Genomic DNA, 26,693 nt, shown 5'->3' on the forward strand with positions numbered 1-26,693 from the left:
CTCGTAGCCCAAGTTCAATACCATCATAAAAAAGAAGGCTTGATTTTGTTATCACAATCAGTTCAGGGAAAAGAAAATGTTGCTTTTACACCACAAATGTTGTAAAATTGTAGTGTAAAAGCAACATAGGAAGGAGTAAGCATGTCAAAAAAAGAGATTCTACTTGAATTTATAGAAAACCACAATGGCATTATCACCTATAAAGATTGTAAAGCTCTAAATATTCCAACAATATATTTGACAAGACTAGAAAAAGAAGGAATTATATACCGCGTCGAAAAAGGAATTTTCCTAACCCAGAATGGAGACTACGACGAATACTACTTCTTTCAGTACCGATATCCCAAGGCTGTTTTCTCTTATATCTCAGCGCTTTACCTTCAACAATTTACAGATGAAATTCCTCAATATTTTGACGTAACCATTCCTAGAGGCTACCGTTTTAATACTCCTCCAGCTAATCTGAACATTCATTCCGTTTCTAAGGAATATAGCGAATTAGGAATTACTCTTGTAAAAACCCCTATGGGAAACGAGGTAAGAGTCTATGATTTCGAACGTATTATCTGTGATTTTGTGATTCATCGAGAAAAAATAGATACTGAGCTTTTTGTCAAAACACTTCAACATTACGGAAACTATCCTAAAAAAAATCTTACAAAACTCTATGAATATGCGACAAAAATGAACACCTTGGACAAGGTCAAACAAACTCTGGAGGTCCTAGTATGAATAAAGCTAAGCTAACAGCACTCTGTCATAAAATATCAAAGAATACTGGATTAACCTTTAATTCCGTGATGACCTATTACTTTTTAGAAGTGATTTTGAAAAAATTAAGTCAGAGTACCTACTCAAATCACTATATCTTCAAAGGAGGATTCCTACTGTCAAATGTTATTGGAGTTGAATCTCGTAGCACGGTTGATATTGATTTTTTGTTCCATCAAATGACACTCTCAGAAGATACTGTGAAGCAGCAACTCAAGGAAATTTTAGCAGATTCAGAAGAAGGTATTTCTTTCACGATTCAATCTATCACAGCTATTAAAGAAAGTGATGACTATGGTGGCTATCGTGCAACCATTTTGTGCCAACTTGAGAATATTAAACAAGTTATCCATTTGGATATTGCGACAGGTGATGTTGTAACTCCTCAGCCGATTACATACAATTATAAAGCAATTTTTGATAACGAGAATTTTCCAATCATTGCTTATACCATTGAAACAATCCTAGCTGAAAAACTCCAGACCATCTACTCACGCAACTTCTTGAACAGCCGAAGCAAAGATTTTTACGATGTTTATATTCTTTCAAAACTGAAGAAAGAAGATATTGACTTCATTCAATTGAATAATGCCTGTCAGAGAACCTTTTCCTATCGCGAAACTGACCTCGATTTTGATAAAATGATTGAACTACTTGAGAGATTCAAAGCTGACCCTATTCAGAATAAACAATGGCAAAATTATTCGAAAAAATATAGCTATACAAAGGGGATTTCACTTGCAGACGTTCTTGATGAGATGATTCGTCTCATAACAATTCTCATTTCTAGAAATTCTGATTAAAACTTTTAAGTATCCCATTAAGTAATCATGACATAAAAACAAAAAGGATATGCTAACAAATCCAATCATTGTTAGCATATCCTTTTTTATTTCGTCGTATAAGCAAAACTCAAGCTACTATCCACTCCAGATATTCTACGGAAGGTGTAGTTGGGATTGCCATTGTAGTTGGTTTCTGAGATAAGGAATGAACCGTCTGGGTAGACTTTTTATAGCGATAGGTAAAACTTTGATACTATCTCCATCTTTTCCCCCGCTTCACACCGTGCGTGCGACTTTCACCGCACACGGCGTTCCATCAATAGTGTATTATCACGATTTTGCTTTATCGTGCTATATTAATATGATTAACATGGTTATTCTAAGTTCAAATTTTCTTTCAATAATGGTGGATTTCCTACAAGTTCACGCAACTGATTTAATTTGGTCAGTCCTGTACTACTCAAATTCAAAAGCTGAAAGAGATTTTTGATAACCTTCTCATTTGTTGCGTGAATCAGGCGATGAATATCTCGTCCAACAATGATAAGGTTCCTATAAGAGTCATCCTTTGTTTCTATCCAAGGTCTCTTATGGTGACAATGAATATCATCCATATCCAATTCCTGACCAGTTACAGCACATTTCCCTTTTTGAGCTACAAATAAAGAAATTCGATTATCGTTATATTCAACTGTTGCACGCTTATTTATAATTGGGTGTTCTCTCAGCCATTTTAATTTCCATGTTTCAACAGATTCCTGTTGTTTATGAATCAATTTTCTCCCCTCAGGAGTATACCTATTCAGATTCTTATTTCTTCCTTTTAATGTCCTCGTCTTGACATAGCTAATTGGAAGAATTGGATAACCCATTAAGTACCGAATATTTTGAGATTGAAGGTAAGGGAGAACCCCTTTATCTTTTCCCTTGTATTCTCCTATTTTTGTCAGACCTTTCGCCTGCAATCGATTATTAAAAGAGAGGTAAAGCTGATAATGAATTTCTTCTAAATCCTTACTCACATGTGTTGCCATACTATAGTAGTTATGAATACCGATAACTATACTATTATACTTCTGTATTTAACGAATAATTGTTTCTTTAACACCTTTAATTTGTATCAATTTCATCTGTTGTTTCAGTTGATGTTTAATACGTTTCTTGGCTTTCGGTGCAATATGAGAAAAACAGACAAAACGATTATTCTTAGAAACCAGCTTTAAAGTAATCCCAAGGAATTCGCTGCTTTTCTTTCTCAGATTGGTAATTTGAGATTTTTCCTCCGAAACAGGAAGGTTAAGTCGCTCTTTTAACCACAATTTTACAGCCTTAAACGTTCGCTCTGCCTCATTCCTATTTCGACAAAAGATTTTAAAATCATCCGCATATCGAACAATATACATCTCTTTTAGTGTCGTTGAAGCTCGCAGCTTTCTATAAACATGTGACTTGTGTCTTGTTCCCTTGGAATTATATTGAGGAACTAATTCCTTACAATCTCTTTCTTCCCATTGTCGTCCTATCCACCAATCAAATTCATTAAGATTGATATTGGCAAGTAGCGGAGATAGGATACCTCCTTGTGGTGTGCCCTTAGTTGGATGGCTCACTTTTCCATTCGGAAGAACAATTGGTGCTTTTAACATTTTTCGAATAATCACTAGAAGCTGTTTGTCCCTGATGCCTAATGTCCAGATTTGACGCATTAACTTAGTATGATTCACTTCATCAAAGAAACCTTTGATATCAACGTCAACAACATAGGTCATATGACTTTTATTCATACGATACATACAGTCCATAATAGCGTTATCAGCCGACCTTAAGGGTCTAAATCCATAACTGTGTTTGTAAAATTTCGCTTCACAGATTGGCTCCAACACTTGTAAAATACACTGTTGGGCTACTCTGTCCCACATCGAGGGAATGCCAAGTGGTCGTTTATTCCCATTTGGCTTAGGAATTTCTACCCTTCTGACTTTTCTGGGTCTATAATATTGAAATCTTCTTTGAACTTTATAGATAAAGTCTTCTTGGGTCAGATTTTCTAAATCTTTAATGGTAACACCATCTACTCCTTCGGTTTGACTACCACCATTCCGCTTAATGGTACGATAAGCGAGCAGTATATTCTCGGGAGATGTGATAATGTTCATTAAGTTCTTAAAACTGAATCCATTTTGACTTTTGGAATATAAATCATCAAATATCTCGGTCATGCCATAGTATTCCGCATACCTTAGTTTTTGATGTTTTAATAGTTTGTCATCATTTTTTGGTTTCGTCATGGTCTATCACTCCTCTCTTTGGATTCGTGACCTTTTATGTCTTACAAGAATCCATGAAATGATAAAGTTCATAACAATACACTATTGACTAGTGGCTGTTCCTCCAGTATCATTACAACACTTTCAAAGGTCGTGCCACCACTCTCACTAGAGATTAAGGAAAGTTATGATTTCCTTTCCAATGTTTCTCTGGTTGTGCAACCTCCACATCTCTAGCTTTCGACGTTCCCTTATCTTTATCAATACTAAACTTAGGTGCCTAGCTATACCCCTTCAACTTTGATATGCCTGTAACATATCAAGGAATTTCATATCGTCGATTCTTACTCTTCCTCAAGTTGAAACAACTTACGTTGTTATACGCATTTCTACGTACTCGCCTTTGGAGCGTACATTCGCTGGTTCGTCAGTGCTCATGCACATTCTCACCCTATTTAGTTTTTAATGACTCCCGACCTATCAGATACATATTCCACCTCTGGAACACTTTCGATTCTTAAGTCCTTAAGAATGACGGTATCTTTCAGCCGACTTCACCGAGCTTCATACCTTTACCTTTGCACCAGATAAACGCATGTCGGAGTATTAGAGAAATCGTTTCAGGGCGTTACCCCTTCATTCCAATTTTCAAGATAAGAGTTCTCCATTCTATTCAAATTTAACCTGATTATCAGGTTGATTTTTCAAGAACGTGTCTAACCTTTTCAGTTAGAAACGTCTCGCACCAACGAAAGCCACATGTCCGTATTCTGTTGGTGTGCCATGTCCTCCTCCCGCAAAGGAAAGGATAGCTCCTGCTTGTGGACTTGTCCCTGTCTCCCCACCGAGACTTGCGGCTGTACGCACCCAATCTTGCCCATTACCCATGGTACTGATAATTGGAATCTTCTCACCGTTTTTACCTTTGAGTTTTAGACCCAGTTGGTTGATACGGGCTGCAACGCCCCAAGTACATTGGCCGTAAGCATAACCCATACCGTCACCACCTCCTGGAATAGAGTTTTCTAAGAGGTCTCCTCGTACAGCTTCAAGTGCTTTTGGATCACTTTGTGCTGTCCCACCGTTGGGTTGACTGAAGCCTTTTTCAATTTGGTAATACCACTCACTGGCTCGTGTCTGACGTTCAAGTAGCTTATCACCACTATTACCTTCCCAGTAAATGAGAAAGAGTTGAGCAAGACTAGCTGGACTTCCTGAATTTTTGAAGAAGTCCTTTAACCAGTTGGTGTAATAAGGACTATCCCCATGCAACATGAAGTCCAGTTGTAACCCCAAATCATACCACTTCTGATGTTTTCCTTTGGCATATTCTAGCAATAAGGTATGTCTGCGTGACCCATCTGCAGTGTCTGTCCACTGGCCTAATCCTAAACCACGTTTGAGAATATTTGAGTAACGTCCATTGTATATAGTTGGACCATTGAGTGAAAGCCAACCCTCATCATCCCACGAACTGTCTGTCGCACCAATAGGTGGAGATAGATAGTCGCCCTCTGCACGCTTCGGATTAATGGAAGATTCTACCGACCAATTTCCTAAAATGGCTGCGATAGCTTGATTGGTCGCACCTTTGCTTTTGAGATAGTCATAAATCGCCTTGGCTCTCTCGAACTCATCGCCACCAAACTGACCAATAGTTGGAAGAATGGTGGTCTGAACCTGTATCACTTTTGGAAAGTAGAATGCTGGATTGACATAGACCAACTTATCCGTGTCATCATCAACCTTTTGATAGGTAACTTTTAGACCCGTTCCGTCTTTGGTTTGACCAATAATGTCTCCTGCCAAGACTTGTTGATTTTCACTCACTCGGCCTGAATGAATGCCAAACAAGGTTAGTTTAGTTTTATTCACTCCCTTACCAGATGTCAAAACAAGGTTCTCTCCATCAAGAGATACCTTACCATCCATCGGAGCCACAATGACTTGACCTTCTTTTGCTTCTAAGATGATATGGTGATGAAGCGTTGGTTTTTCATCAATGACCTCATAACCATATCGGTATAACATACTTAAACTATCTTCATCGGTCTGTCCCTGGAAGGGATTGTCCAATTCTTGAAGGGCTAAATAGTTGCCTTCTTCGGTCAACTCCTTTAGTTCTTCTTGGTCCTCATCTGACAGCTTGTAAGCAGGTTCTTTATACAAGTCAGACATGGATTTAATAGAGTCTCCACCATTTAAGTCCGTCCAGACTTGACTGAGAAATGCTTTGTAGGTCGCACCACCTGTTTCCATGACATCGTCAAGCTTGTAGTCTTGGTATTGATGATTCATGTAAACCATGACCTCATCAATCTTGGTGTAATAGGTAATCCCTTTTTCGTTAGTTCTCGTATGCTCCGCATCTTCCCACGTCATGTGGGTATAGGCCTTGGTCAATTCCTTCTCATCTTGTTGAATGACACTGCTTCCTGAGACACTCATGAAAAAGCTCAACATCAAAAGGAGTATCAAGAGAATGCCTGAGACAATCCAAGTCAAAGGATTTCCCACAATTGCAGAAAAGAAGGTCAGACTTCCTTTAATGGCTTGGGCAATCCCCTTGATTCCTGCTAGACTGTGCTTTCTGGCATGCTTTAAAAAGGTTTGGTAGCGTCTTCTTGATTTAAGCGGTTTCTGGCGTGTGAATCCTTTTCCCTTTTTGAGGTTTTGGAATCGTTCCTTTCCATGAGCCACTTTCGTCTTTGTAAACCGCAAACCAGTCTGACCACTTTTCACTGCCACTTTACCTACTTGATAGGTAAACCTGCCATAGCGTCTGGCTTTCAGGCTAGTATCCTTTAAGGTTCTTAGACCATCTAAATCATCATCCTGTGCTACCAGGTCAAGCGATTCAGATGCAGTTAAACCTAATCCAGTTTTAACCTTGGTAAACTTTTTCTTTGACTTTTGGACTTTCTTGAGTTGTTTGACTTCATGCTTGGCAGAACTTACTTCTTTTTCAGCACTTAGTCGATCAAATGACTTTTCTTGGTGAAATTGAAAGCGAGATTTCAGGGAAGGATTTTCTTTTTGGAAAGTAAACTTGGAATCAACTGCCTGTTGTTTCTCACTTAGTTTCACTTCTGACAGATGTTTTCTTGCCGTCCGCAAACGCTCTTGAGCTTGAGGAAGTCGATAGTTCTTGATTTCCTTTCCCCTTAACAGTCTAGGAGACACATAGGTAATTTCCTTTAGGAACTTCTTTTCTGCTTCCTTTTGGCTTCCTAGCAAATTTTGTTTTAACTCTGTTTTCTTTTCCTGAAAAAGAGAATTTTGAGCTGGTTTTCGAAATCGTCCTTTATTAGGAACAGTCTGTTTTAAGGCTCTAACTTCTTTCCGATAATGCATACGAGCTGATTTTAAGTTGCTTCGAAAGTTTTGCCTTGCTTGTTTGACTACCTTTTTATCCTCTTTCATCTCATGTCCTCATTTTTTCAGGGTCTGTACTCATGATGTCAAAGAGCTTGGTGTGTTGTGGAATCTTATTCTTAAACGGGACAACGGTGGAACCAGCCTTGATTAAGCCTGCCCCTTTTTCAGGATTGACCAAGTATTTCTCCAGTTCCTTGGAAAGTCCAAGCATATGCACCAATTCTTCGCGATCGCTCTTAGCCTGTTTTAAAAGAATCATAAACTCGCTATTGGCAATAATACGTCTTCCATTGGCATCCAGAAGGAGCGTCTCCACATTTTGAGTAATGCCTGTCGGTATCGCCCCATATTTACGGACACGACTCCAGAGTTTAAAGAAGAAATCAGACGCATACTTGTCCAATAAAAGAAGCTGCATTTCATCAAAGTAAATCCAGGTCTTCTTCCCTAGTTTTTGATTTTTCACCACCCGATTCCAAATCTGGTCAAAGATAACCATGAGGGCAATCTGTTTTAATTCATCGCCTAGCTTTTTGACATTGTAAATAAGGAAATGACTGTCTGTTTTGATATTGGTCCGATGTGAGAAAATATCCAGCGACCCTTCCACATAGAGTTCCATATCGAGTGCCAAGTCCTTAGCTTCCTGTTCAGGTTGTTGAGATAAGACAAAGACCCATTCGGCCAAGGACGGTGTGTCAAAATGCTTATAGGTGAGTCGTGTCACACGGTCAATCAAGGACTTCTCACGACCATCCATTTTGCGGTCCAAGAGCTTTCCAATCCATGACAAGAGAAATTCGGACTTGACCTTGACTGGATCCTCATCCATATTCTCATCGGATAGGTCTAAGACATTTAAGAAGGTAGTGGAATCTGGGGCAATATCAATACTCTCCCCACCAAAGGCTTGACCGATAATACTGTAGTCGAGTAGGTTAGTGGTATTACTACCACCTTCCTCTCTAAGAACCGTACGTGAGAGTTTCCCCTCATACGGCTCAAGCATTTCATCACTCTTTCGAGCGGCTCTCAATAAATAGTCGCTGACAGTAGCTATGCACATAAGCCATATTATCAACTTCTTCCACACCTCCCTTTGATTTTGGAACTTTAAAGAAAATTTCTCTATCTTCTCCAAGTTCCATCGGGAGTCCACAGTGATGACAGCATCCGTCTTGTTTCTTCCAAACAAGTTTAAAACGACCTGTCAACCGTTTCATACCATGATTAAAGGTTCGTTGAGCAAAATAGTCTATATCCAAGTAAGGATTGGCATTTTCTCTGACTTTTGTATGTCTGACGATAGCAGTATGGTCAACTCGAATGAGTTCTTTATCGCCTGAAGCGAATACCCAACTTCGATTGCCTCTTCTATGCCAATACTTGGTCGAAACCCACCACTGGCCTTTCTTTGGATGACGACGTTTTGCCCATCGCCACAATAATTCGTATAAATGATAGTCCAGATAGGAGAAGGCTTCACTAGCACACACGGATTGGTGGTAGTTTGTCCATCCTCTTATCTGTTGATTTAGTTTCATGATTAAGACTTCTTGCTCCCATGCTTTTCCTCGCTTGAGGATGGTTTCTGAGAATTTACCAATAACAGTTTGAATAGAATTCTTAGATGGTTTTACAATCAATTTCCCCTTGTACTTCCGAAAATTCCAACCAAGTAGGTCGAAACCATCGTTGATATGAGTTACCAATGTCTTTTCCTCTGACAGCTCTAAGCCTCGTCCAAGCAGAAACTCTCTAATCAATTCTTTAGCCTCTAATGCAATTTCTTGTGTCGCAGCTGTGACGATAAAATCATCCGCATAACGGACAAGATTGACCTTATGGCTATTCTTGAATCGAAGGTCAATTTTTCCTAAACGATTGGTATGAAATCTATCTGATAAGACTTGTTGTAATCCATCGAGTGCCATATTGGCAAGGATAGGCGAAATGATACCGCCTTGTGGCGTGCCGTCTTCCGTTGGGAATAACTCACCCTTGAACACAAAACCTGCTTTAAGGAATTGTTTTAAGATAGATTTATCCATCGGAATGTTCTCTAAGAGCCAGTCATGACTGATGTTGTCAAAACAGCCTTTGATGTCGCCTTCTAAAATCCACTGAGGAGAAGCTTTTCGTGATAGTGCTGTGAAGATATATTCACAAGCATCTTGACAGCTTCTTCCTTTTCGGAAGCCGAATGATTTAGTATCCGCGGTTGTCTCTGCGACAGGCTCTAGTGCTAAAGCATAGAGTGCCTGCATGGCTCTGTCATACATAGTCGGAATCCCTAATGGACGTTTCTTCTTTTTCCCCTTTTTGTCGATGTAAACCCGTCTTAACGGACTGGCTTTGTAGCCTTTGTCCGTTAGGGACAGGAGAGCTTCCATCTTTTGAGCAGGTGTCGTCCATAGTTCACCGTCTATACCAGCTGTTTTCTTGCCTTTGTTAGTCGTTACTCGACGAACGGCAAGTGCCTTGGCATAGAACGAATGGGTTAGTAAATATTGAAGTCTCTTCACTGTGTTAGTGTGTTTGGCTTGAGTAGCCTTGACAATCCTGATTTGTAGCCTATTCACTTCTTGTTCTGCTCTCTTCCAATCAATGCTTTTCCATTGTTTCGCAAGCAGTTGCTTGTGTGATAACTTCTCAGCTGGTGCTGTCGTTGAATGTTTATCATTCATAGGTTTACCTCCATTTTTGTCATGAAATACCATAGGATAAGTCTGCACCCTTTCAGGTCAGGGCAAAGTTTGAACCCCTATCTCCTACCATTACAGTTGGAGCATTCGCTTTTTATCCTTTCCTCTACCCTCTGTATCGTCTATCCCTCTTACGAGTTCAATACCTTCTATCGATTAAAAGGAATACATAGGGCTTACCAAGTTCCGTGTTATAAATAATTGTGAATACCTTAGGTGCCATCTTTGAGCCGGGAAGAATGTGTCCATTTGTCATCAGGTTATGAAAGCCCCAATGACCTCCTCCGTACCTTTTGGTGTAAGTGTATCAGCCTTATTTCACTTAGTCCCTGTAACGACTCTTGCGATGGTTCACGTCTGTTCACCATAGTATTCTTATCCTAACAGTCCATCCGATTTTAGGCTATCAGACTTTCCATATTGTCCCACAGGCTTCCCAACATAACCGTTACCAGTCAAGCAGGCTGTGGTAGGATTACCCCAAATGGATAGAGTAGCTAAACTAGCAATTTACAACACGACTTCTTGTCGCACCTCATTTTCTGGGTCAACAATAATAATTTCAGTATCACTATCTGCTTCCTTGAGCTTAGTAGAGATGATTTCATGTTTTGTCGCCATCCCTTTGCCAGCTCCAGAAGTCCCTAAAATCAAACCTGACGGAGTATTTAACTTACCACGGTCAATACTGATGATATTACTTGAGATTTGATTGATACCATAAAATTTCCCACCCTTGTCCTGAATATCTACGGAAGTCCAAGGTGCATTCACGGCAATGTTTGAAGTCAATAGAGACCGAGAAACACCTTCAAGATAGTTCTTCCCAAATGGCAAGAGACTATTAAAGGCAGCTTCTTGCATATAGGTCAAATTATCAATAATCATATCATTAGACCCTGCCACTTGCTTGATAATATCAAGAGATTGTTTGAGTTGATCTTCAGTATCCGCCAGCACGCCAATTAGAAATACGGTGTCAAACAGTTTATCTCCTGTTTGGGTCATGGTTTGAAGAAGAGCTTCAGCTTCATCGATGTTGTTCTCAAGAACATGCCCGACCTTCTCCAAATAGATACCTGTCCGAGCCATCTTTTGTTGTTCCCCAATCTTTTGCGATTCCATCAAGGTTTTCTTGGTTCGCAGCTTGGTCATGGTTTCAGACTTGGTAGAGCCTTTGGCATGTAGGCTAATCATCACTTCCAAATCTGACTGCATTAAGTCTCGAATAAATTTATCCCCTAACTCCATACCATAGTCACGAACATAAACAATCTGTAATAATCGATCGTCCAATTCAATATGATTCTTATGTTTAAAGGAAAGGTAGGTTGGGGCAATAAAGTGTTTGGTGGATTGACCTGAGAGGGTCAAATCCTTGTAAGAGAACGGTAAATGATTTTCGCCTCGTAACATATCCGCAAGGACATTCACTCGCTCCTCTCCACCGAGCAGACCAAGAGATACATCAATCTCTGAAAAGCCACTCTTGAAATATTCCCCAATCTGTGACAGAGAACGAAAAGCTAGTTTTGGTGTTTGGTCGCTCTTGCCAAATGAAAGAAACTTGACAGCTGAAAAGTTGTTCTCACCCGCCTCTAAGTTGGCATCCATCATACGATTCAATTCATCACGATAAGCATCAAACCCATCTTCCTGTAAGGGATAGAGAATACTCTTACGGAATTTTTCCAAATTAACTTTTTGATTGAAAATAGTCAGTTGGAAATTGGTCTTATCATCCAGTGAATTGATTAAGTCGGAATATTTCTCAACAATAGCTCCCTTATCATCTAAGCCAACTGTTTGATAATTAACATCTCCTAAAAGATAGGTTTGTGAGAAATAGCTTGGACTGACCTGCATAAGGCCATTCTGAAAAAGCCCTTGATAGGCTAACGTATTAACAGTTGTTGGCAGCACTTCTTCTTTTGGTTTACGTGTCTTCTTGTGTTTAGAAGAGGTCTTTGGTTTCAATGAGTGGTTTGTTTTTTTCATTGCGTATTCCTTTCTGTCCAGTTAGTGTACGGTCTGGTATGGTCATTTCATAATGCCATCTATAATTAAGATACGTTTCAAATGGTAAATCGTTGGGGCGATAGACCCCAAATAACATGAGTGGAATGGTAAAGCTAAAAACAAAACCATAGACAAACCAATCCCCAAATTGCCAGTAAAATAGGTTCAAGCCCAATACCAAAATGGTTAGGGCGACGGCTGGAAATACAAAAATAACCTGTCTAGTTGTAAATCCCAGCCATGCCCTGTGTTGAACCTTTGAGATGTCCTTAAAGACACGAGTGTTCATAAATGTTCTCCAATCTAAGTAAGCTATAAAAAGAGGAGGCGAGATAATGACTCCCTTCCTCCTACATCCCCAAAATACTTCGGGCGGTACGTTGACTGCCAACTAAGGCAATGATTAACAATATGGCTTGTACCAAACCACCAAACATAATGGCAAGTGATTCCATCACTCCAGCTCCATTTGATACGGCAATCTTTCCAGCCGATTCAAACAAGGGAACAAGAGATACAATTAGAAAAATCAAAATACCTTGAACGGCATAGACCATTATATTCTTAAGGTAGCCAATCCCAACACTTCTCCAGTCATCACTAAGGAAGGTCGGAATGGTAACAGGGGCAAAAGGAATCATCAGATAGAGTTGGATAAAGCGAATGGTAATCAAGATATTGACAACCATGATGCTGGCCATTCGTACCAACCAAATGAGAATCGCAAAAAAGCCAATAATCATTTTTCCTACAATTCCAGATCCCTTAATGCCTGATATGGTATCATAATTAGCACCACCATTCGTGACAAGACTTGCCACTTGTTCAATAACATAAGAGGCAATGGCAATAATAGCTTCCACAATAACCGTCGTATTGGTAATCACGACCGCGACCATGATGTAGCTGACAATCATAGGTGCTATGGCTTCAAAGGTCATTGCACCACCTGAGTTTGCGATTTTCTTGGCCATTTTTGAAAATTCGAGTACGAGAACAACCGCAAGAATAGCTACTCCCAAGGGTTGCATAATCCCCTTGGTAATGGCTGTCATGTAAGACCACACCGTCGGATTAAAGTCCGCTAGTGACTTAACCAAGTTGGCGGTTGATTCTAAATCCACTTGAAACCCTTCAAAAAGGCTGTCGCTAGATACTTTTTCAGAGGCTAGATATACAAAAGGTGACGTAAAATTCATTATCATGTCATGTGCTGTCCTCCCCTAAATGGTAATCTGAGTCACAAAAGCACCAGCGGCTCCCACCATGACCCCACCAACAATTTCTAGAATGGCATTTCGGACACCTGGTCCACCATCTTTAATATTGGTTGAAAGGTTGATAATGCCCATGACAACAAGAAAGGCTCCTACTGCAATTAAGCCTTTTTGTAATAGAGACATGGCTTGGGAGAACATGGAGCTGGCGTCCACTCCGTAAACAAAGCCTGATAGTTTTTGATTCATATAATTCCTCATTTCTATTAATGTAGTGTCGTTTCTGTGCTTAAATCCCTAATTCTATGACCTGACAAATCTACTTCTTCCTCAGCGGTTAGGGGAGTGATGTGATAGTGCCACCAGCGTACATCGGTTTCCTTATCCGCAAGCCATTTCCAATTCTTATGTTTGAGAGGAAAATATTTCTTGGTTCGAAAAACAGGAATCCCTGCAATGCGTACGAGGCACTCATCTCGTTTCATATTCCCTACTTCATCAGCCGTCATCAAGTCACGGGCAATTTTCTGGTGAGAGGTCGAACTTGAACCAGTCTGCCCAAAAGAACGACTGGTGCTTCTGACATCAACGGTTTGTTTGCCTAAAAGACCACTCATAAATTTGAAAGTTTCCTCGTCATTTCCACCCAAATAGAGGAGGCTGTCACAGTTCCCCAGTATAGTTTTCCAAGCCTCTTTTTCCTTATAAAGTCCTTGGAGTTGAGCAATATTTTGCAAGATTGGAACTAGACTCATATTCCTAGAGCGAACTGTTGAGGTTTGTTCAGCGAAGTCTGGGATTTCTCCGACATTCGCAAACTCATCCAGATAGCTTCTAACATGAATAGGCAGTTGCCCTTTAAAGTCAACATCAGCCTGTCTGGTCAAAGTGGAGAAAACCGTAGAGAAAAATAAAGCAGATAGGAAACGAAAAGTCGTATCATTGTCTGGAATAACAAGATAGACCATGGTCTTTTGAGTGCCCCACGTTTTCAAATCCATAGTGTCTCTTTGTGTCAAATCAATCACTGATTGGATATTAAAAAGGGCAAATTTAGCTGTTGTGACCGCAATCACCGAATCCAAGGTCTTATCTTTATAGTTTTGAAAATCTGCCCAGTTTCGCATGGTAAAGTTTTCGTGACCGTATTTTTTAGCATAGTCTTCAAACAAGACTTCAAGAACACTTTTGTCCTGATTGTCTCCCTTTGATAAGAGTTTGATGAGTTTCCCAATCTCAGAAAAGGCTGGATAACGGCCTCGCTTACGTCTTGCTTCCTGCTCTTGCTTGGAACTTCCTGGAGGATTGTAAAAATCCACCAAATAAGAGGAAATAGCTCTCACCAATGTCATGGAAGCCTCATCCCAAAATGGATCACTACGAGAACCATTTCCTTTGGTATTATTAAAATAGACCGTTAACATGCGGTTCAAATCATTCTCTGTTTCTACATAACGAAAGGGATTAAAACCGTCTGAATTGGTCATATTAACCAAATCTAAAACTTTGACCTGATAACCATTTTCTAAAAAGAGCTTGCCTGTCTTTTCAGCCAAATGGTCTTTAGGATCTACCACAATATTGGAACAGTTCAGCTGGATAAGGTTGGGTTTCACAAATCGAAAAGTCTTACCTGCACCAGAACCCCCAATGACAATCAAATTTTTATTTCGGTCAAACTGTGGCTTCTTCTTTTCCAACAAGGTTAGACGGACATCAAGAGCCAAAATCGTGTCATTGAAAGGATTCTTACTGTAAAAGAATCGCTTTTCCTTAATGGTTCCAAATCGTGCAGAACCGTATTCTTCCCCTTCTCGATAGACCTTCTGTCCTGTTGAAATATACAGATAGACTAGCGTCATCGTTAGAATCCCAAAGATAAAGGCAAGAAGAGATTTTTGAGTAAAGGAAAATAGCCATAAAGGATTGAAGACTTGATTTAGCCCCTCTCCTAAGAGGTAGGCAAAACGTTCCATAGGTGGGGCATTGGTTAAACTATCATAGAGTAGGGTTAGACGATGGCAGAAATAGCCAAAGGCGAGACCTAAGAGTCCAAAGACAAATGCTTTTTGCCTGGAATACATTACAAGGTCACCTCCTTGGTCTTGACTGCCGAAGGTTCTGTCACTCTAATTTTCTCTTTAGCCAGTTCTATCTCTTGATCCAATGTTTTATCAAAGGTTAGACCTTCTAGCTTCTCTGGATTAGACATCAGTTTCTTCAACAATTCATCTAAGTGATGATCGAGCAAGGTCTTATCCTTGGCATAAAAGTAGAGATAGTCTTTTTGCCAACTAATAGCGATTGGCAGTTTTTCTGACTCCATCAACTCCTTGAATTTCTCCACATCAATTGGCTTATCTAAAAAGTCTTTACTAACATTAATCCCTTCAATGGCGTAAGGGCTTTGAAGGAGTTCTTCCAGTTTTTGAACCCCAATCTTATACGCTGAATCTTGAGCTAAGGCTTGCCTAGACGACCATTCTAAGAGCTTTAAGAGGGTTCTGACTATCAATAAACTACTTCTTTCCACGTATTGCATCGCTTGACGTTCTTGTTGTTCAGATGACATGGCGACCTCCTCTTCTTTGAATTCCCTATCAAACATAAGGTGCTTCCATAATACGGAAGCACTCTTGATTTTGGTATCACAAGAAAGTTACGACATAAGCCAAACTATTCCAAAGCAAGTGTAAAACGATTGCCATCTTACAATCTGTTTTCAATCGAACAACAGCCAAGGTCAAGCCAAGACAGCTATAGATGAGCCAACTCCCTAACTGATTGGGGCCATGGGATAGAACAAAGAGAAAACTGGTCACTCCTATTTGTACAAAAGGGGATGTCAATTTTTCCCACAGCAGTTGCCTATAAACTACCTCTTCAAGGACACTTGCATTGACCAAAAACAATAAAAAGATAAGATGAGGAACCTGCTTTCCAACTTCTACCAATATCGCTTGATTCCTAGTCTGAACTGGAAATAGAAAACTGATGAAGACTGCAAAAGCAACCATACACGCAAAACCAATAAGCAACCATCTTAGGCGATTTTGTATGGTCATATTTTTTGATTGAATAATTTTGTGATGAGTAATCTCTAGACAAGCTACACCTAAAAGAAACATTTGTAGCAAGATTAAGACCTCAATCGTCAGATACTCTTGTAGGTATAAACTTAATAGAAAACCATTAAGCTGTATGGCTAGATAAAACAATCCTATCCTTATCATTGTCACCTCTTAAATAAATCTTCATAATCAATATCTAATACCAAAACAATTCGCTCAACCCATCTTGTCTGTGGCATCAGACGATTGGATTTGTAATGCCGTAATTTTTGATAGAGGCGATTAAACTCACTTGGATAAACATATTGACCTTTGAATACTTTGCGAGCTAGTTCTGCCCAAGTGAGGTCATTTTCTGCCAGAATGATTTCTAAATTGTCCCAAAATCGTTCATTCATCTTCACACCTACCCTGTCACCTGTTTCATCAGACTGGCCTGAAACAGCTCTTCTTTTACCTGTCTGGGAAGAAAGGTTCGCACTTCGTCTAGCCCAATAGCTGGATAGACGTGATTCTGACAAACAATGAGAGGCAGACGAAGGTTTTGGTCTGGCTTTTGGAGAATGAGCTGAATCATTTCATTCAAACTTATCGTATATTGACGCTTAAAGCGAAGAAATCGAGGCGACAGCAACTCAAAACAATCCGTGGTTTTGGCAAAGAGTGACAGTAAGATTTCACGGTTTACATCACACGCTTTTATACAACGATAAGTCACCCCATAGTTGGTCAAAATGGTAAGTAAGTCTTGATTTGTATTGGTATTATTTCCTAGATATACCTCAAGCATAGGCTCCTCCTTATAGGGTTAGGCTATTTTCAACTGTTGGTTCAGGAGTTGAGAAATAGCGACTCATATCAATGGGCATCCGTCCTTCACCAAAGCACTTGACCGTCACTAGAGTCGTTAAAATGCCCTCCTTTCCCCTAGCAGAATAATTTTCACCAAAGGCACGAAAGGCCAGGTGATTGTCTTTCGTCAAGAGAGTATCTACACCATTTTTAATATCCCTAGTTTCCATAAAATCCGAAATCCGATGAAGATTGGATTCGTAGAATAGGGGATCATTCATCTCCTTGTGGTAATCATCTTCAAAAGTCACCTCAAAGTCACAATCAAAATTGGGGAGCGACAGTATCTTTTGTAATAACTGATTGGTTTCAACTTGGTGAATACGTTCTTCTAATTCAGTACAATCTAGGATACTTTTCTTATGTAGTAGGTTCATGTTTTTCTTCCTCTTCCGTTCTTCTAAATTCTCTGGCAATGGCTTCAATAACTGTGACAGTCACGCTATTGCCGGCCTGTTTGTATAGTTGGCTCTTACTAGAAACACTCTCTGCTCTTTCATAAGCCCAGTCAGGAAAGCCTTGAAGTCTGAAACACTCTCTTGGTGTCAGTCGTCTTATTTTCAGGCGATAAAGTTTCCCCTCTAAGACAATGCCTGTGACTTCATACCACTTATCCTGTCGATATTCCAGAGCAGCAACCACCACTCCCATATTGTCTGAAGTTGTCAAGGTATTGGATATTCCCTTTCCCACTCGTCCCCTACGTTTGGTTGAGTCTGGATAAGCCAGATTGACAGAATCTCCAAGAGTTGCCTTTGCGTACCCTGTTTTTGTGGCTTCCTTGATTTTCAGAAATGGCAGCTCCTCCCTCAGCAAAATCTTTGGCACCTTGTCTCCACCTTGCATGGTGGTCAAAGTCGGTGACAAGCCAGATATGTCAAATACTCTTCCAGTCTGGTCAAAGCTAGTCGGCAGATTTCCTGCGACAACAACTCCGTGTCTGTCTTGACTTGTCAAAGTAAACATAGGGTCTTGATTGTCCTTAAATCGACGACCATGTTGCCGTTTTTCTAGTCTATCTGGTGTTAAGACTGGAATGGCGATTTTTGCACCCTCTCCTTTACCTCTTGTTAGTGTAGGAGCAAGTCCACTCGTCAGATAGACTTCACCATTCAAACCACGTTTAGAGGGATTGATATTTCCTAGCTTTTCAAGATGAGTTGGGCTGTTTTCTCTTCTGAGAGGAAATATGAATCTGGAACGGTATCTTCTAGAATGTCCGATAATAAAGACCCGCTCTCTGTTCTGCGGGACTTGGAAGTCCTTACTGTTAAGCACCTGCCATTCGACATCATACCCCAATTCATCCATCGTGGAGAGGATTGTGGCGAACGTCCGTCCCTCGTCGTGATTGAGTAGGCCTTTGACGTTTTCCAAAAATAGAAAACGTGGTTGGATTTGTTTGGCCGCTCGAGCAATCTCAAAAAAGAGAGTCCCTCGAGTATCTTCAAATCCCAATCGTCTGCCTGCGAGTGAAAAAGCTTGGCAAGGAAATCCCCCGCAGATGATGTCCACTTGCCCTCTAAATTGTCTAAAGTCATGGTCTGTGACCTCTTTAATGTCATGGTATTCTATTTCCCCTTCTGTGTTAAACATAGCTTTATAAGATGTTCTAGCGAATTTATCAATTTCACAAAAGCCCAGGCATTTATGACCCTGTGATTCCATCCCTAGCCTAAAACCGCCTATCCCAGCAAATAAATCTAAAAATTTCATTTTTCCTCTCTTTCCAACTAAAAAAGAGCCTTACACTTGTAAAACTCTTGCTTATATATGATCATCCATTTCTGGTGCACGGATGATTTCAACAATCAAAATGATGATAGAAATCAGATAGATTCCACCTAGTATCCACCAAATCACCTTATTCACCTCCCTTTACTTCTTGTCGTCTCAGTTGCTTGGTCCACTCTGACAGCACACCATTAAATACATATTCAGCTATTACTTCCGCTGACCGAGCAAATCGCATATGTTCCAAAGCATACTGATAACGGTCACTAAAATAGAGCATGGCATAGTCTCTAGCCGACTGAGATAGACCTGTCTGTCCTAACTGGTCATGAACCAAACCCCAAATATAATCTCGATCGTACTTGGTCACGCCATCGACTTTTGAAGTAAAGTTTTCTTCTTGTTTCTCATCTACTAACTGCCTCTCCTCCTCGTCCTCAATAAAGAAATCACTCCCTTTAGTTTCACTATATTTAGTCTCACTTCTTTCAGTCTCACTAGGGGCTGAATATAAGACCGGCCCCGTCTTTCTTTGAGACCCCCCTAGTGTTTTTTTAACACTAGCCCCGTCTGTATGTAAGACTGGGGTAGTTTCATGTTCTAATTCCCCCAAGTAAATTTTATTTGCCATTCGACCTCTTTCACTAGAGGATTGTTGGACTTCATCAATTAAGCCATAATCGCGTAAGATTTTCTTGATAGAGAGTAGTTTTGACTTTGAACAGCCTAATAGTGCCATCAGATTTGAATTGGAATAAATCAAATAAATAGCCCCATCCTCATCAATCCAACCTTTACTCAAAGACAACTCCAACCGATCTTTTAAAACCGCGTAGGCTACCTTAACCTCCAGCTTCATATCCTTATAACGTTCACTCTCAAACAAGACTTTTGGGAGTTTATAATAACGCTCTGATGTCTGATACTGATTAGCGGTAATACGTTTCATGATTATCCCTCCAAGACTAAAAGTCCAACATTTCCGAATTCATCAAATCGGATTAAACCTACTTGTTCCAATTCATCAACCAGATGAGTTGCTTTCTCAATATCAACTCCTAAAATAGCCACGAGATGGCACATCACGATTTGGCGTGATGATTGTTCCTTCTTTTTCATGAATTCCTCCTTAAAATAAAAAAACGAGAACACTTATTAAAATGTTCTCGCTTGTGCGATATGATATTATAAATAAAAAATAAATTTTTCCTCCTTAATAACAGATTGTAGAACACTCAAATCCTTGATTTGACAGCGTTTTAAGCACCTGTCATTATTATGACACAATCCCCACCTGGAAAGGCAACACCAGACCAACGATAACGCTTGGGATCTCGAATCTGTACAACGACCTTCCCTTCCTTGTCTTCGATTAGACACATGTTGGTCAAAGTGACCATTTCTTTACGAGCCATGGTAACTCCTTATCTCTCAATTTCAAACCAGACTAACAAATCTACTGGTCTCTTTTTATTATTCCAACGGTGGTATTCACTAAATACTTCTTCGATACTGCCAAACTTTTCGACCAAACTATCTATGGCTAAAAAACTACGCCAGTATTCATAGAAAATAGAAGCATAATCTCCTTCATAAGTCTTTCGGCCAAATTCCAATAAAGAATGGTAGCCGTATTTTCCCTGAAAGAGTGTGACCAATTGCTGATTAACTATTTTTTCTCGAGCAAACTCCTCTTCTCTTAAAAAATAACGACGACTGATGTATTCAACCATCCCCTCTTCAAACCACATTGTCTCTTCTTCGTAATCTAAAAACAACTCACTTTGATGGACCAATTCATGTCCAACAATCTGTAAAAGATGGTTGTCTGATAGCGATTGATAATGCCTTGTAATCATGGACAAATCTTCTACAGAATAATTTTCTAATTGCTTGAGATAAATATCCTGCCAAACTTGTCTATCTGGAGTCATGACCATACGAACATCATTGGTATAGGCTGGTATGGGGCATTCTCGGATAAAACGAGTCGCAGCCTCTTCATCAGCCCAAATAATCACCTCAGGCAAGTCTTTAACCTTAAAATGAGTCTGTATATAACTTAGGTACTGTTGAAATACTTGTCTATGACGGTCTACAAATTCTTTGTAGTTCACCAATTGTTCTGCATTACTAACTAAAAATAAATCTTTCAACGATTTCTTCTCCATACCATCCTATGTTCTATCCGTTCTTCCCCAAGATGAACTATCTTCTTCACACCGTCAAATCGGAATCCCACTTTTTCATAAAAAGCAATGGCACGCGCATTTCCCTCCAATACCCATAGAGTAACCGTTTCGTAGCTCTGCAATTTTTCCAAAGCTGCCTGCATGAGCTGGTAGCCTATCTTCTGATTATAATAGTCCGCCAAGACATAGAGGGCGAAGAGCTCCCCTGCTCCTGGCAAATCCTCCTGACTAGACGAGCCGTAACAGGCAAAACCAACCACCTGCTCATCCACCAGTGCTACCAAGACATTCTGAGGATAGCGAAAGGCCCAGTCCTGACAGCGTTCTAAGGTGTAAGCATTCTTTAAAAATTCCTGAGGTAACAAGTCAGCATAGGCCTCCTGCCACGATTTCCAATGAACATAGGCCTTGCCCCTGATTTCCTCCTCAGTCTGCATGGGTTTGATAAGCATATCCCTACCTCCGTGAATTATTTTCTACATATTCTTCAACTCAATAACCATATCACGAATCTGAGCTGCCAGTTCAAAGTCAAGTACTTCTGCTGCTTCCTGCATCTGACCTTCCAGTTTCTTGATCATAGCCTTGCGTTCGTCTTTGTTGAGGGCATTGAAGTCCACCACTTCTTCCTTGTCCTGAGTGATAGCCTTGGTCACGCTTATCAGGTCACGGATTTCTTTCTTAATGGTCTGTGGAATAATTCCATGCTCCTCATTATAAGCCACCTGGATTTGACGGCGGCGGGCGGTTTCGTCCATGGCCTTCCGCATGGACTCGGTGACCTTGTCCGCATACATAATCACATGCCCCTCAGAGTTACGAGCTGCCCGACCGATTGTCTGGATGAGTCCACGCTCGTTTCGGAGGAAGCCTTCCTTATCCGCATCCAAGATAGCAACCAGACTGACTTCTGGCACGTCAATCCCTTCACGCAAGAGGTTAATCCCTATCAAGACATCAAAGACGCCCAAACGCAAATCACGGATAATCTCCGTACGCTCCAAGGTCTTGATGTCCGAGTGCATATACTTGACCTTGACGCCCATTTCTTTCAGGTAGTCGGTCAAGTCCTCTGCCATTTTCTTGGTCAGGGTAGTGATAAAGGTTCGCTCACCTTTCTCAACACGGGCATTGATTTCGCCCAAAAGGTCGTCCATTTGCCCCATGGTTGGACGGACTTCCACCTCAGGATCCAGAAGCCCGGTCGGCCGAATAATCTGCTCGACAATGGTATCGGTCTGCTCCATTTCATAGTCACCCGGCGTCGCAGATACATAGACAATCTGGTGGACATGGCTCTCAAATTCTTCCCTGCGCAGCGGACGATTATCCAGTGCACTCGGGAGGCGGAAACCATAGTTGACCAACATCTCCTTGCGTGAGCGGTCACCATTGTACATCCCCTTAATCTGCCCCATGGTCATGTGGCTCTCGTCAATCATAATCAGGTAGTCTTCAGGGAAAAAGTCCAGCAGAGTATAAGGAGGCTCGCCCTCGCTTCGCCCGTCCATGTGACGAGAATAGTTCTCGACTCCGTTGGTGTAGCCCATTTCCCGAAGCATTTCGATGTCATAGTCGGTTCGTTGTTTCAATCGCTGAGCTTCTAAGAGTTTTCCTTCTGCCTCAAAGACCTTGAGCTGCTCTTCCAGTTCCGCCTGAATCTTGGCAATAGCCGTTTCCATATGGTCATCGTTGGTCACGAAGTGGGTGGCAGGGAAAATCGCCAAGTGGTCCACATCGCCCAAAACCTTGCCTGTCAGGCTTTCAATCTCACGAATGCGGTCGATTTCATCCCCGAAAAACTCCACACGGAAGGCGTGTTCATCGCGAGAAGCTGGGAAAATCTCCACCACATCGCCACGTACTCGGAATCGTCCCCGTTGGAAGTCGATGTCGTTGCGCTCAAACTGGATATCGACCAAGGAATTGAGCAACTGATCCCGGGAAATTTCCTGACCTGGTCGCAGGCTGACCACGCTATCAGAATATTCCTTGGGCGATCCCAAACCGTAGATACAGGAAACGGAGGCCACGACGATGACATCGTTTCGTTCGAGGAGAGCTGACGTCGCTGAGTGACGGAGTTTGTCAATCTCATCATTGACCGAGCTGTCCTTCTCGATATAGGTATCGCTAGAAGGAACATAGGCTTCTGGCTGGTAGTAATCGTAGTAAGACACGAAGTACTCGACCGCATTTTCTGGGAAGAATTCCTTGAACTCACTGTAGAGCTGACCAGCTAGGGTCTTGTTGTGGGCGATGACCAAGGTAGGCTTATTGACACGGGCAATGACCTGACTCATAGTGTAGGTCTTACCAGTACCAGTCGCTCCCATGAGAATCTGGGCTTTTTCGCCACCCTCGATATTATCCACCAAGGTTTCAATGGCTTGGGGCTGGTCACCAGACGGTGCATATTTTGACACAAGTTTAAATTGGTTTTCAGTATTTCGATTAATCATGATTCTATTTTATCATAAGTTCCTTTAATGAAGAAAAATTCAACATTAATCACAATCATTTCCAAAATATTAAATTTTCTCACATTTTAATGACTTTGTATGTCAGAAATTCTAACATTATAAAAACCTCGATTTTGCATTAATTTTCAGAATATGATATACTAGGACAGTTATCTTATAATAGAAGGAGTATGGAAATGAAGAAAAAATTACTCATATTATTGGCAAGCATTCTGCCAGTATTCTTTATTTTTACTGGCGTTAAAGCTGACGATACTATTGATATCGTATTTGACAATGCTTACGCCCCATTCGAGTTTAAAGACTCAGATCAAATTTATAAAGGATTAGATGTTGACATCATCAACGAAGTAGCCAAGCGCTCAGGTTGGACCATGAATCAAAGCTTCCCAGGATTTGATGCAGCTGTCAACGCTGTACAGGCTGGATCTGCGGACGCCCTAATGGCAGGTACAACTATCACCGAAGCGCGTAAGAAAGTATTTACTTTCTCAGACCCTTACTTCGACACCAAAATCGTTATCGCTACCACAAAGGCAAATACCATCTCTTCATATAAGGACCTTAAAGGTAAGACTGTCGGTGTCAAAAATGGTACCGCAGCCCAAAACTTCCTAGAAGAAAACAAAGACAAGTACGGATACAACGTAAAAACTTTTGATACTGGCGATTTGATGTATAATAGCCTTTCTGCTGGTGCTGTTGATGCTGTAATGGACGACGAAGCGGTTATTCAATACGCTATCCAACAAGGTCAAGACCTAAGCATTGACATCGAAGGCGAAGCTATCGGTTCATTCGGATTCTCTGTAAAAAAAGGTAGCCAATATGAATACCTTGTTGAAGACTTCAACACAGCACTTGCTACAATGAAGGAAGATGGTACTTATAAAAAGATACTGAATAAATGGCTAGGCTCTTCCAATAGTACTGAGAGCACTGATTATTCTTCTCGCTTAAGCTTAACAGGAAACGCATCAACTAAAGCAACACCTGTCAAATCAAGCTACACCATTGTAGCTGATTCATCATTTGCTCCATTTGAATACCAAGATGAATCAGGTAACTATGTCGGAATCGATATGGAATTAATCAAGGCAATCGCTGAACAACAAGGATTTACCATTACTATTCAAAACCCTGGTTTCGACGCTGCACTAAATGCTGTTCAAGCTGGACAAGCTGATGCAGTTATTGCCGGTATGTCTATCACAGATGCTCGTAAGGAAATCTTTGACTTCTCAAACGCCTACTATACTTCAAACATCCTATTAGCTGTTAAAAATGGTAGCGACATCGCTTCTTACGAAGACTTAAAAGGGAAAACTGTTGGAGCTAAAAATGGTACTGCTTCATATAGTTTCTTAGAAGAAAACAAGGCAAAATATGGTTACACCCTAAAAGCCTTCGACGAAGCTTCAAGTATGTATGACAGTTTAAACTCTGGTTCTATTGATGCTCTTATGGATGACGAAGCGGTTCTTCTATATGCCATCCAACAAGGTCGCAACTTTGCAACACCAATTCCTGGCGAAAAATCAGGTGAGTACGGATTTGCCGTTAAAAAAGGTGCCAACCCAGAATTAATTGAAATGTTTAACAACGGCTTAGCTGCCCTAGTTGAATCAGGAAAGTATGATGAAATCCTTAATAAGTATTTCAACTCAACTGAAGAAGCAAGCACATCGACTTCAACTGTTGATGAGACAACGATTGTTGGTCTTTTGAAAAACAACTACGGTCAATTGCTCTCAGGTCTTGGTATCACAATCGGACTTGCCCTTCTATCATTTGCTATTGCAATTGTCATCGGTATTATCTTCGGTATGTTTGCTGTCAGCCCAGTTAAAGCACTCCGTGTTACTTCATCTGTTTTTGTAGATGTTGTTCGTGGTATCCCGCTCATGATTGTCGCTGCATTCATCTTCTGGGGTATTCCAAACTTAATCGAGTCGATTACTGGTCAACAATCTCCAATCAATGACTTTGTCGCTGGTACGATCGCCCTATCCCTCAACTCCGGTGCCTATATTGCTGAGATTGTTCGTGGCGGTATTCAGGCAGTTCCAGCTGGTCAGATGGAAGCATCTCGTAGTTTGGGTATTTCCTACGGGACAACCATGCGCAAGATTATCCTACCTCAAGCTGGTAAAATTATGTTGCCTAACTTTATCAACCAGTTTGTTATTACTCTGAAAGATACTACTATCATTTCTGCGATTGGTTTGGTCGAACTCTTCCAAGCAGGTAAAATCATTATTGCACGTAACTACCAATCCTTCCGTATGTATGCAATTCTTGCCATCATTTACTTGGTAGTTATCACACTCTTGACTCGCTTAGCACGCAAACTCGAAAAAGGAGGCAAATAATGGCTCAATTAAAAATCAACGTCCATGACTTACACAAGTCTTATGGTAAAAACGAGGTCCTCAAAGGTATTACTGCTAAGTTCTATGAAGGCGATGTTGTTTGTATCATCGGTCCTTCTGGTTCAGGTAAATCGACCTTCCTTCGTACAATGAACTTACTTGAAACCATTACAAGTGGTCAAGTAACAGTCGATGGATATGACTTAACCGATCCTAAGACAGATGTTGATGCCTTCCGTTCAAATGTCGGAATGGTATTCCAGCACTTTAACCTTTTCCCACACATGTCAGTCCTAGACAATATCACATTTGCGCCAATCGAACACAAATTGATGGACAAGTCTGAAGCTGAAAAAGTCGGCATGGAATTATTGGAAAAAGTTGGATTGGCAGACAAACGCGACGCTATGCCTGATAGCCTATCAGGTGGTCAGAAGCAACGTGTTGCCATCGCTCGTGCCCTCGCTATGAACCCAGACATCATGCTCTTTGACGAACCAACTTCTGCCCTTGACCCTGAAATGGTTGGCGATGTACTCAACGTTATGAAAGACTTGGCAGAACAAGGTATGACCATGTTGATCGTTACCCACGAAATGGGATTTGCCCGCAAGGTTGCTAATCGCGTTATCTTCACTGATGGCGGTGAGTTCCTTGAAGATGGTACACCAGAGCAAATCTTTGACAACCCACAACATCCACGTTTACAAGACTTCCTTGATAAGGTCTTGAACGTCTAAGCTAAACGAAAAGCCTTGACTTACGTCAAGGTTTCAGACTGAAGACAAAGTCCTTAGAATTGATTTTCTAAGGGCTTTTCTTCGTATTTAGGAGTATAATATAAGAA

Annotated in this window: 23 protein-coding genes and 3 pseudogenes; 4 read left to right on the forward strand and 22 right to left on the reverse strand. The window is 40.8% G+C overall.

The features are described from left to right. Positions 1–141: 141 nt before the first annotated feature. Both P7J58_RS09105 and P7J58_RS09110 read left to right on the forward strand, forming a co-directional pair. Positions 142–732, forward strand: coding sequence for a type IV toxin-antitoxin system AbiEi family antitoxin domain-containing protein (locus P7J58_RS09105; RefSeq protein ID WP_192370006.1), 591 nt, complete (start codon positions 142–144; stop codon positions 730–732). Further along, positions 729–1,574, forward strand: coding sequence for a nucleotidyl transferase AbiEii/AbiGii toxin family protein (locus P7J58_RS09110; RefSeq protein WP_408556178.1), 846 nt, complete (start codon positions 729–731; stop codon positions 1,572–1,574). Before P7J58_RS09105 ends, P7J58_RS09110 begins: the two co-directional genes overlap by 4 nt. 86 nt (positions 1,575–1,660) lie before the next feature. On the opposite strand, the pseudogene P7J58_RS09115 reads toward P7J58_RS09110, so the two are convergent. From P7J58_RS09115 to uvrB, 22 genes and pseudogenes are all read right to left on the reverse strand, one after another. Next, positions 1,661–1,783, reverse strand: a pseudogene (locus P7J58_RS09115) (CHAP domain-containing protein); the annotation flags it as partial. 147 nt (positions 1,784–1,930) lie between these two features. After that, positions 1,931–3,844: pseudogene (gene ltrA, locus P7J58_RS09120) on the reverse strand (group II intron reverse transcriptase/maturase). A gap of 708 nt (positions 3,845–4,552) precedes the next feature. Beyond that, the gene (locus tag P7J58_RS09125; protein ID WP_408556177.1) at positions 4,553–7,246 is read right to left on the reverse strand and encodes a phage tail tip lysozyme; all 2,694 of its coding nucleotides are present in this window, start codon (positions 7,244–7,246) and stop codon (positions 4,553–4,555) included. Between the two features lies 1 nt (position 7,247). Continuing rightward, positions 7,248–8,129: pseudogene (locus tag P7J58_RS09130) on the reverse strand (VirB4-like conjugal transfer ATPase, CD1110 family); the annotation flags it as partial. Between the two features lie 85 nt (positions 8,130–8,214). Further along, positions 8,215–9,888 (reverse strand): group II intron reverse transcriptase/maturase, encoded by a 1,674-nt coding sequence (ltrA, locus tag P7J58_RS09135; RefSeq protein ID WP_238712855.1) that lies wholly within the window; start codon positions 9,886–9,888, stop codon positions 8,215–8,217. 528 nt (positions 9,889–10,416) lie between these two features. Next, a complete protein-coding gene (locus P7J58_RS09140; RefSeq protein WP_408556176.1) occupies positions 10,417–11,904 on the reverse strand; it encodes a VirB4-like conjugal transfer ATPase, CD1110 family in 1,488 nt (495 codons plus the stop codon). After that, positions 11,861–12,214, reverse strand: a complete 354-nt coding sequence (locus P7J58_RS09145) for a PrgI family protein (RefSeq protein WP_408556175.1) — start codon at positions 12,212–12,214, stop codon at positions 11,861–11,863. The genes P7J58_RS09140 and P7J58_RS09145 overlap by 44 nt, the downstream gene beginning before the upstream one ends. 61 nt (positions 12,215–12,275) lie before the next feature. After that, a complete protein-coding gene (locus P7J58_RS09150) occupies positions 12,276–13,130 on the reverse strand; it encodes a conjugal transfer protein TrbL (protein ID WP_099810413.1) in 855 nt (284 codons plus the stop codon). An 18-nt stretch (positions 13,131–13,148) separates the two neighbouring features. Then, on the reverse strand, positions 13,149–13,391 hold the full coding sequence (locus tag P7J58_RS09155) for a hypothetical protein (protein WP_001072171.1): 243 nt from the start codon (positions 13,389–13,391) through the stop codon (positions 13,149–13,151). Between the two features lie 17 nt (positions 13,392–13,408). After that, positions 13,409–15,226, reverse strand: coding sequence for a VirD4-like conjugal transfer protein, CD1115 family (locus P7J58_RS09160; RefSeq protein ID WP_408556174.1), 1,818 nt, complete (start codon positions 15,224–15,226; stop codon positions 13,409–13,411). Beyond that, positions 15,226–15,714, reverse strand: coding sequence for a hypothetical protein (locus P7J58_RS09165; protein ID WP_408556173.1), 489 nt, complete (start codon positions 15,712–15,714; stop codon positions 15,226–15,228). Before P7J58_RS09165 ends, P7J58_RS09160 begins: the two co-directional genes overlap by 1 nt. A 76-nt stretch (positions 15,715–15,790) precedes the next feature. Then, entirely contained in the window at positions 15,791–16,375 is a 585-nt protein-coding gene (locus P7J58_RS09170) for a CPBP family intramembrane glutamic endopeptidase (RefSeq protein ID WP_408556172.1), read from the reverse strand. 2 nt (positions 16,376–16,377) lie between these two features. After that, positions 16,378–16,611: a hypothetical protein gene (locus P7J58_RS09175; RefSeq protein ID WP_029180390.1), complete on the reverse strand. Its 234-nt coding sequence runs from the start codon at positions 16,609–16,611 to the stop codon at positions 16,378–16,380. Positions 16,612–16,619: 8 nt separating this feature from the next. Beyond that, a complete protein-coding gene (locus P7J58_RS09180) occupies positions 16,620–17,003 on the reverse strand; it encodes an arsenate reductase (protein WP_024401259.1) in 384 nt (127 codons plus the stop codon). A 10-nt stretch (positions 17,004–17,013) separates the two neighbouring features. Then, on the reverse strand, positions 17,014–17,442 hold the full coding sequence (locus P7J58_RS09185) for a hypothetical protein (RefSeq protein ID WP_172042894.1): 429 nt from the start codon (positions 17,440–17,442) through the stop codon (positions 17,014–17,016). Next, positions 17,426–18,781 (reverse strand): DNA cytosine methyltransferase, encoded by a 1,356-nt coding sequence (locus P7J58_RS09190; protein ID WP_408556171.1) that lies wholly within the window; start codon positions 18,779–18,781, stop codon positions 17,426–17,428. The genes P7J58_RS09185 and P7J58_RS09190 overlap by 17 nt, the downstream gene beginning before the upstream one ends. A 148-nt stretch (positions 18,782–18,929) precedes the next feature. Then, positions 18,930–19,748, reverse strand: coding sequence for a replication initiator protein A (locus tag P7J58_RS09195; RefSeq protein ID WP_099832696.1), 819 nt, complete (start codon positions 19,746–19,748; stop codon positions 18,930–18,932). 2 nt (positions 19,749–19,750) lie between these two features. Further along, entirely contained in the window at positions 19,751–19,918 is a 168-nt protein-coding gene (locus tag P7J58_RS09200; protein WP_044474380.1) for a hypothetical protein, read from the reverse strand. Positions 19,919–20,058: 140 nt separating this feature from the next. Continuing rightward, a complete protein-coding gene (locus P7J58_RS09205) occupies positions 20,059–20,214 on the reverse strand; it encodes a DNA mismatch repair protein MutT (RefSeq protein WP_024381332.1) in 156 nt (51 codons plus the stop codon). 9 nt (positions 20,215–20,223) lie between these two features. Next, the gene (locus tag P7J58_RS09210; RefSeq protein WP_408556179.1) at positions 20,224–20,955 is read right to left on the reverse strand and encodes an elongation factor Tu; all 732 of its coding nucleotides are present in this window, start codon (positions 20,953–20,955) and stop codon (positions 20,224–20,226) included. Continuing rightward, entirely contained in the window at positions 20,952–21,443 is a 492-nt protein-coding gene (locus P7J58_RS09215) for an N-acetyltransferase family protein (RefSeq protein ID WP_408551332.1), read from the reverse strand. The genes P7J58_RS09210 and P7J58_RS09215 overlap by 4 nt, the downstream gene beginning before the upstream one ends. A 24-nt stretch (positions 21,444–21,467) precedes the next feature. After that, positions 21,468–23,453 carry an excinuclease ABC subunit UvrB gene (gene uvrB / locus P7J58_RS09220; protein WP_408556170.1) on the reverse strand — a complete coding sequence of 662 codons (1,986 nt, stop codon included), beginning with the start codon at positions 23,451–23,453 and terminating at the stop codon, positions 21,468–21,470. Between the two features lie 197 nt (positions 23,454–23,650). Between uvrB and P7J58_RS09225 the strand changes: the two genes are divergently transcribed. Both P7J58_RS09225 and P7J58_RS09230 read left to right on the forward strand, forming a co-directional pair. Continuing rightward, on the forward strand, positions 23,651–25,846 hold the full coding sequence (locus P7J58_RS09225) for an ABC transporter substrate-binding protein/permease (RefSeq protein ID WP_408556169.1): 2,196 nt from the start codon (positions 23,651–23,653) through the stop codon (positions 25,844–25,846). Further along, positions 25,846–26,586, forward strand: coding sequence for an amino acid ABC transporter ATP-binding protein (locus P7J58_RS09230; protein WP_002940438.1), 741 nt, complete (start codon positions 25,846–25,848; stop codon positions 26,584–26,586). Before P7J58_RS09225 ends, P7J58_RS09230 begins: the two co-directional genes overlap by 1 nt. Positions 26,587–26,693: the final 107 nt, after the last annotated feature.

Origin of the sequence: Streptococcus suis, assembly GCF_046032535.1 — a bacterium.
Taxonomy (GTDB): domain Bacteria; phylum Bacillota; class Bacilli; order Lactobacillales; family Streptococcaceae; genus Streptococcus; species Streptococcus suis_AK.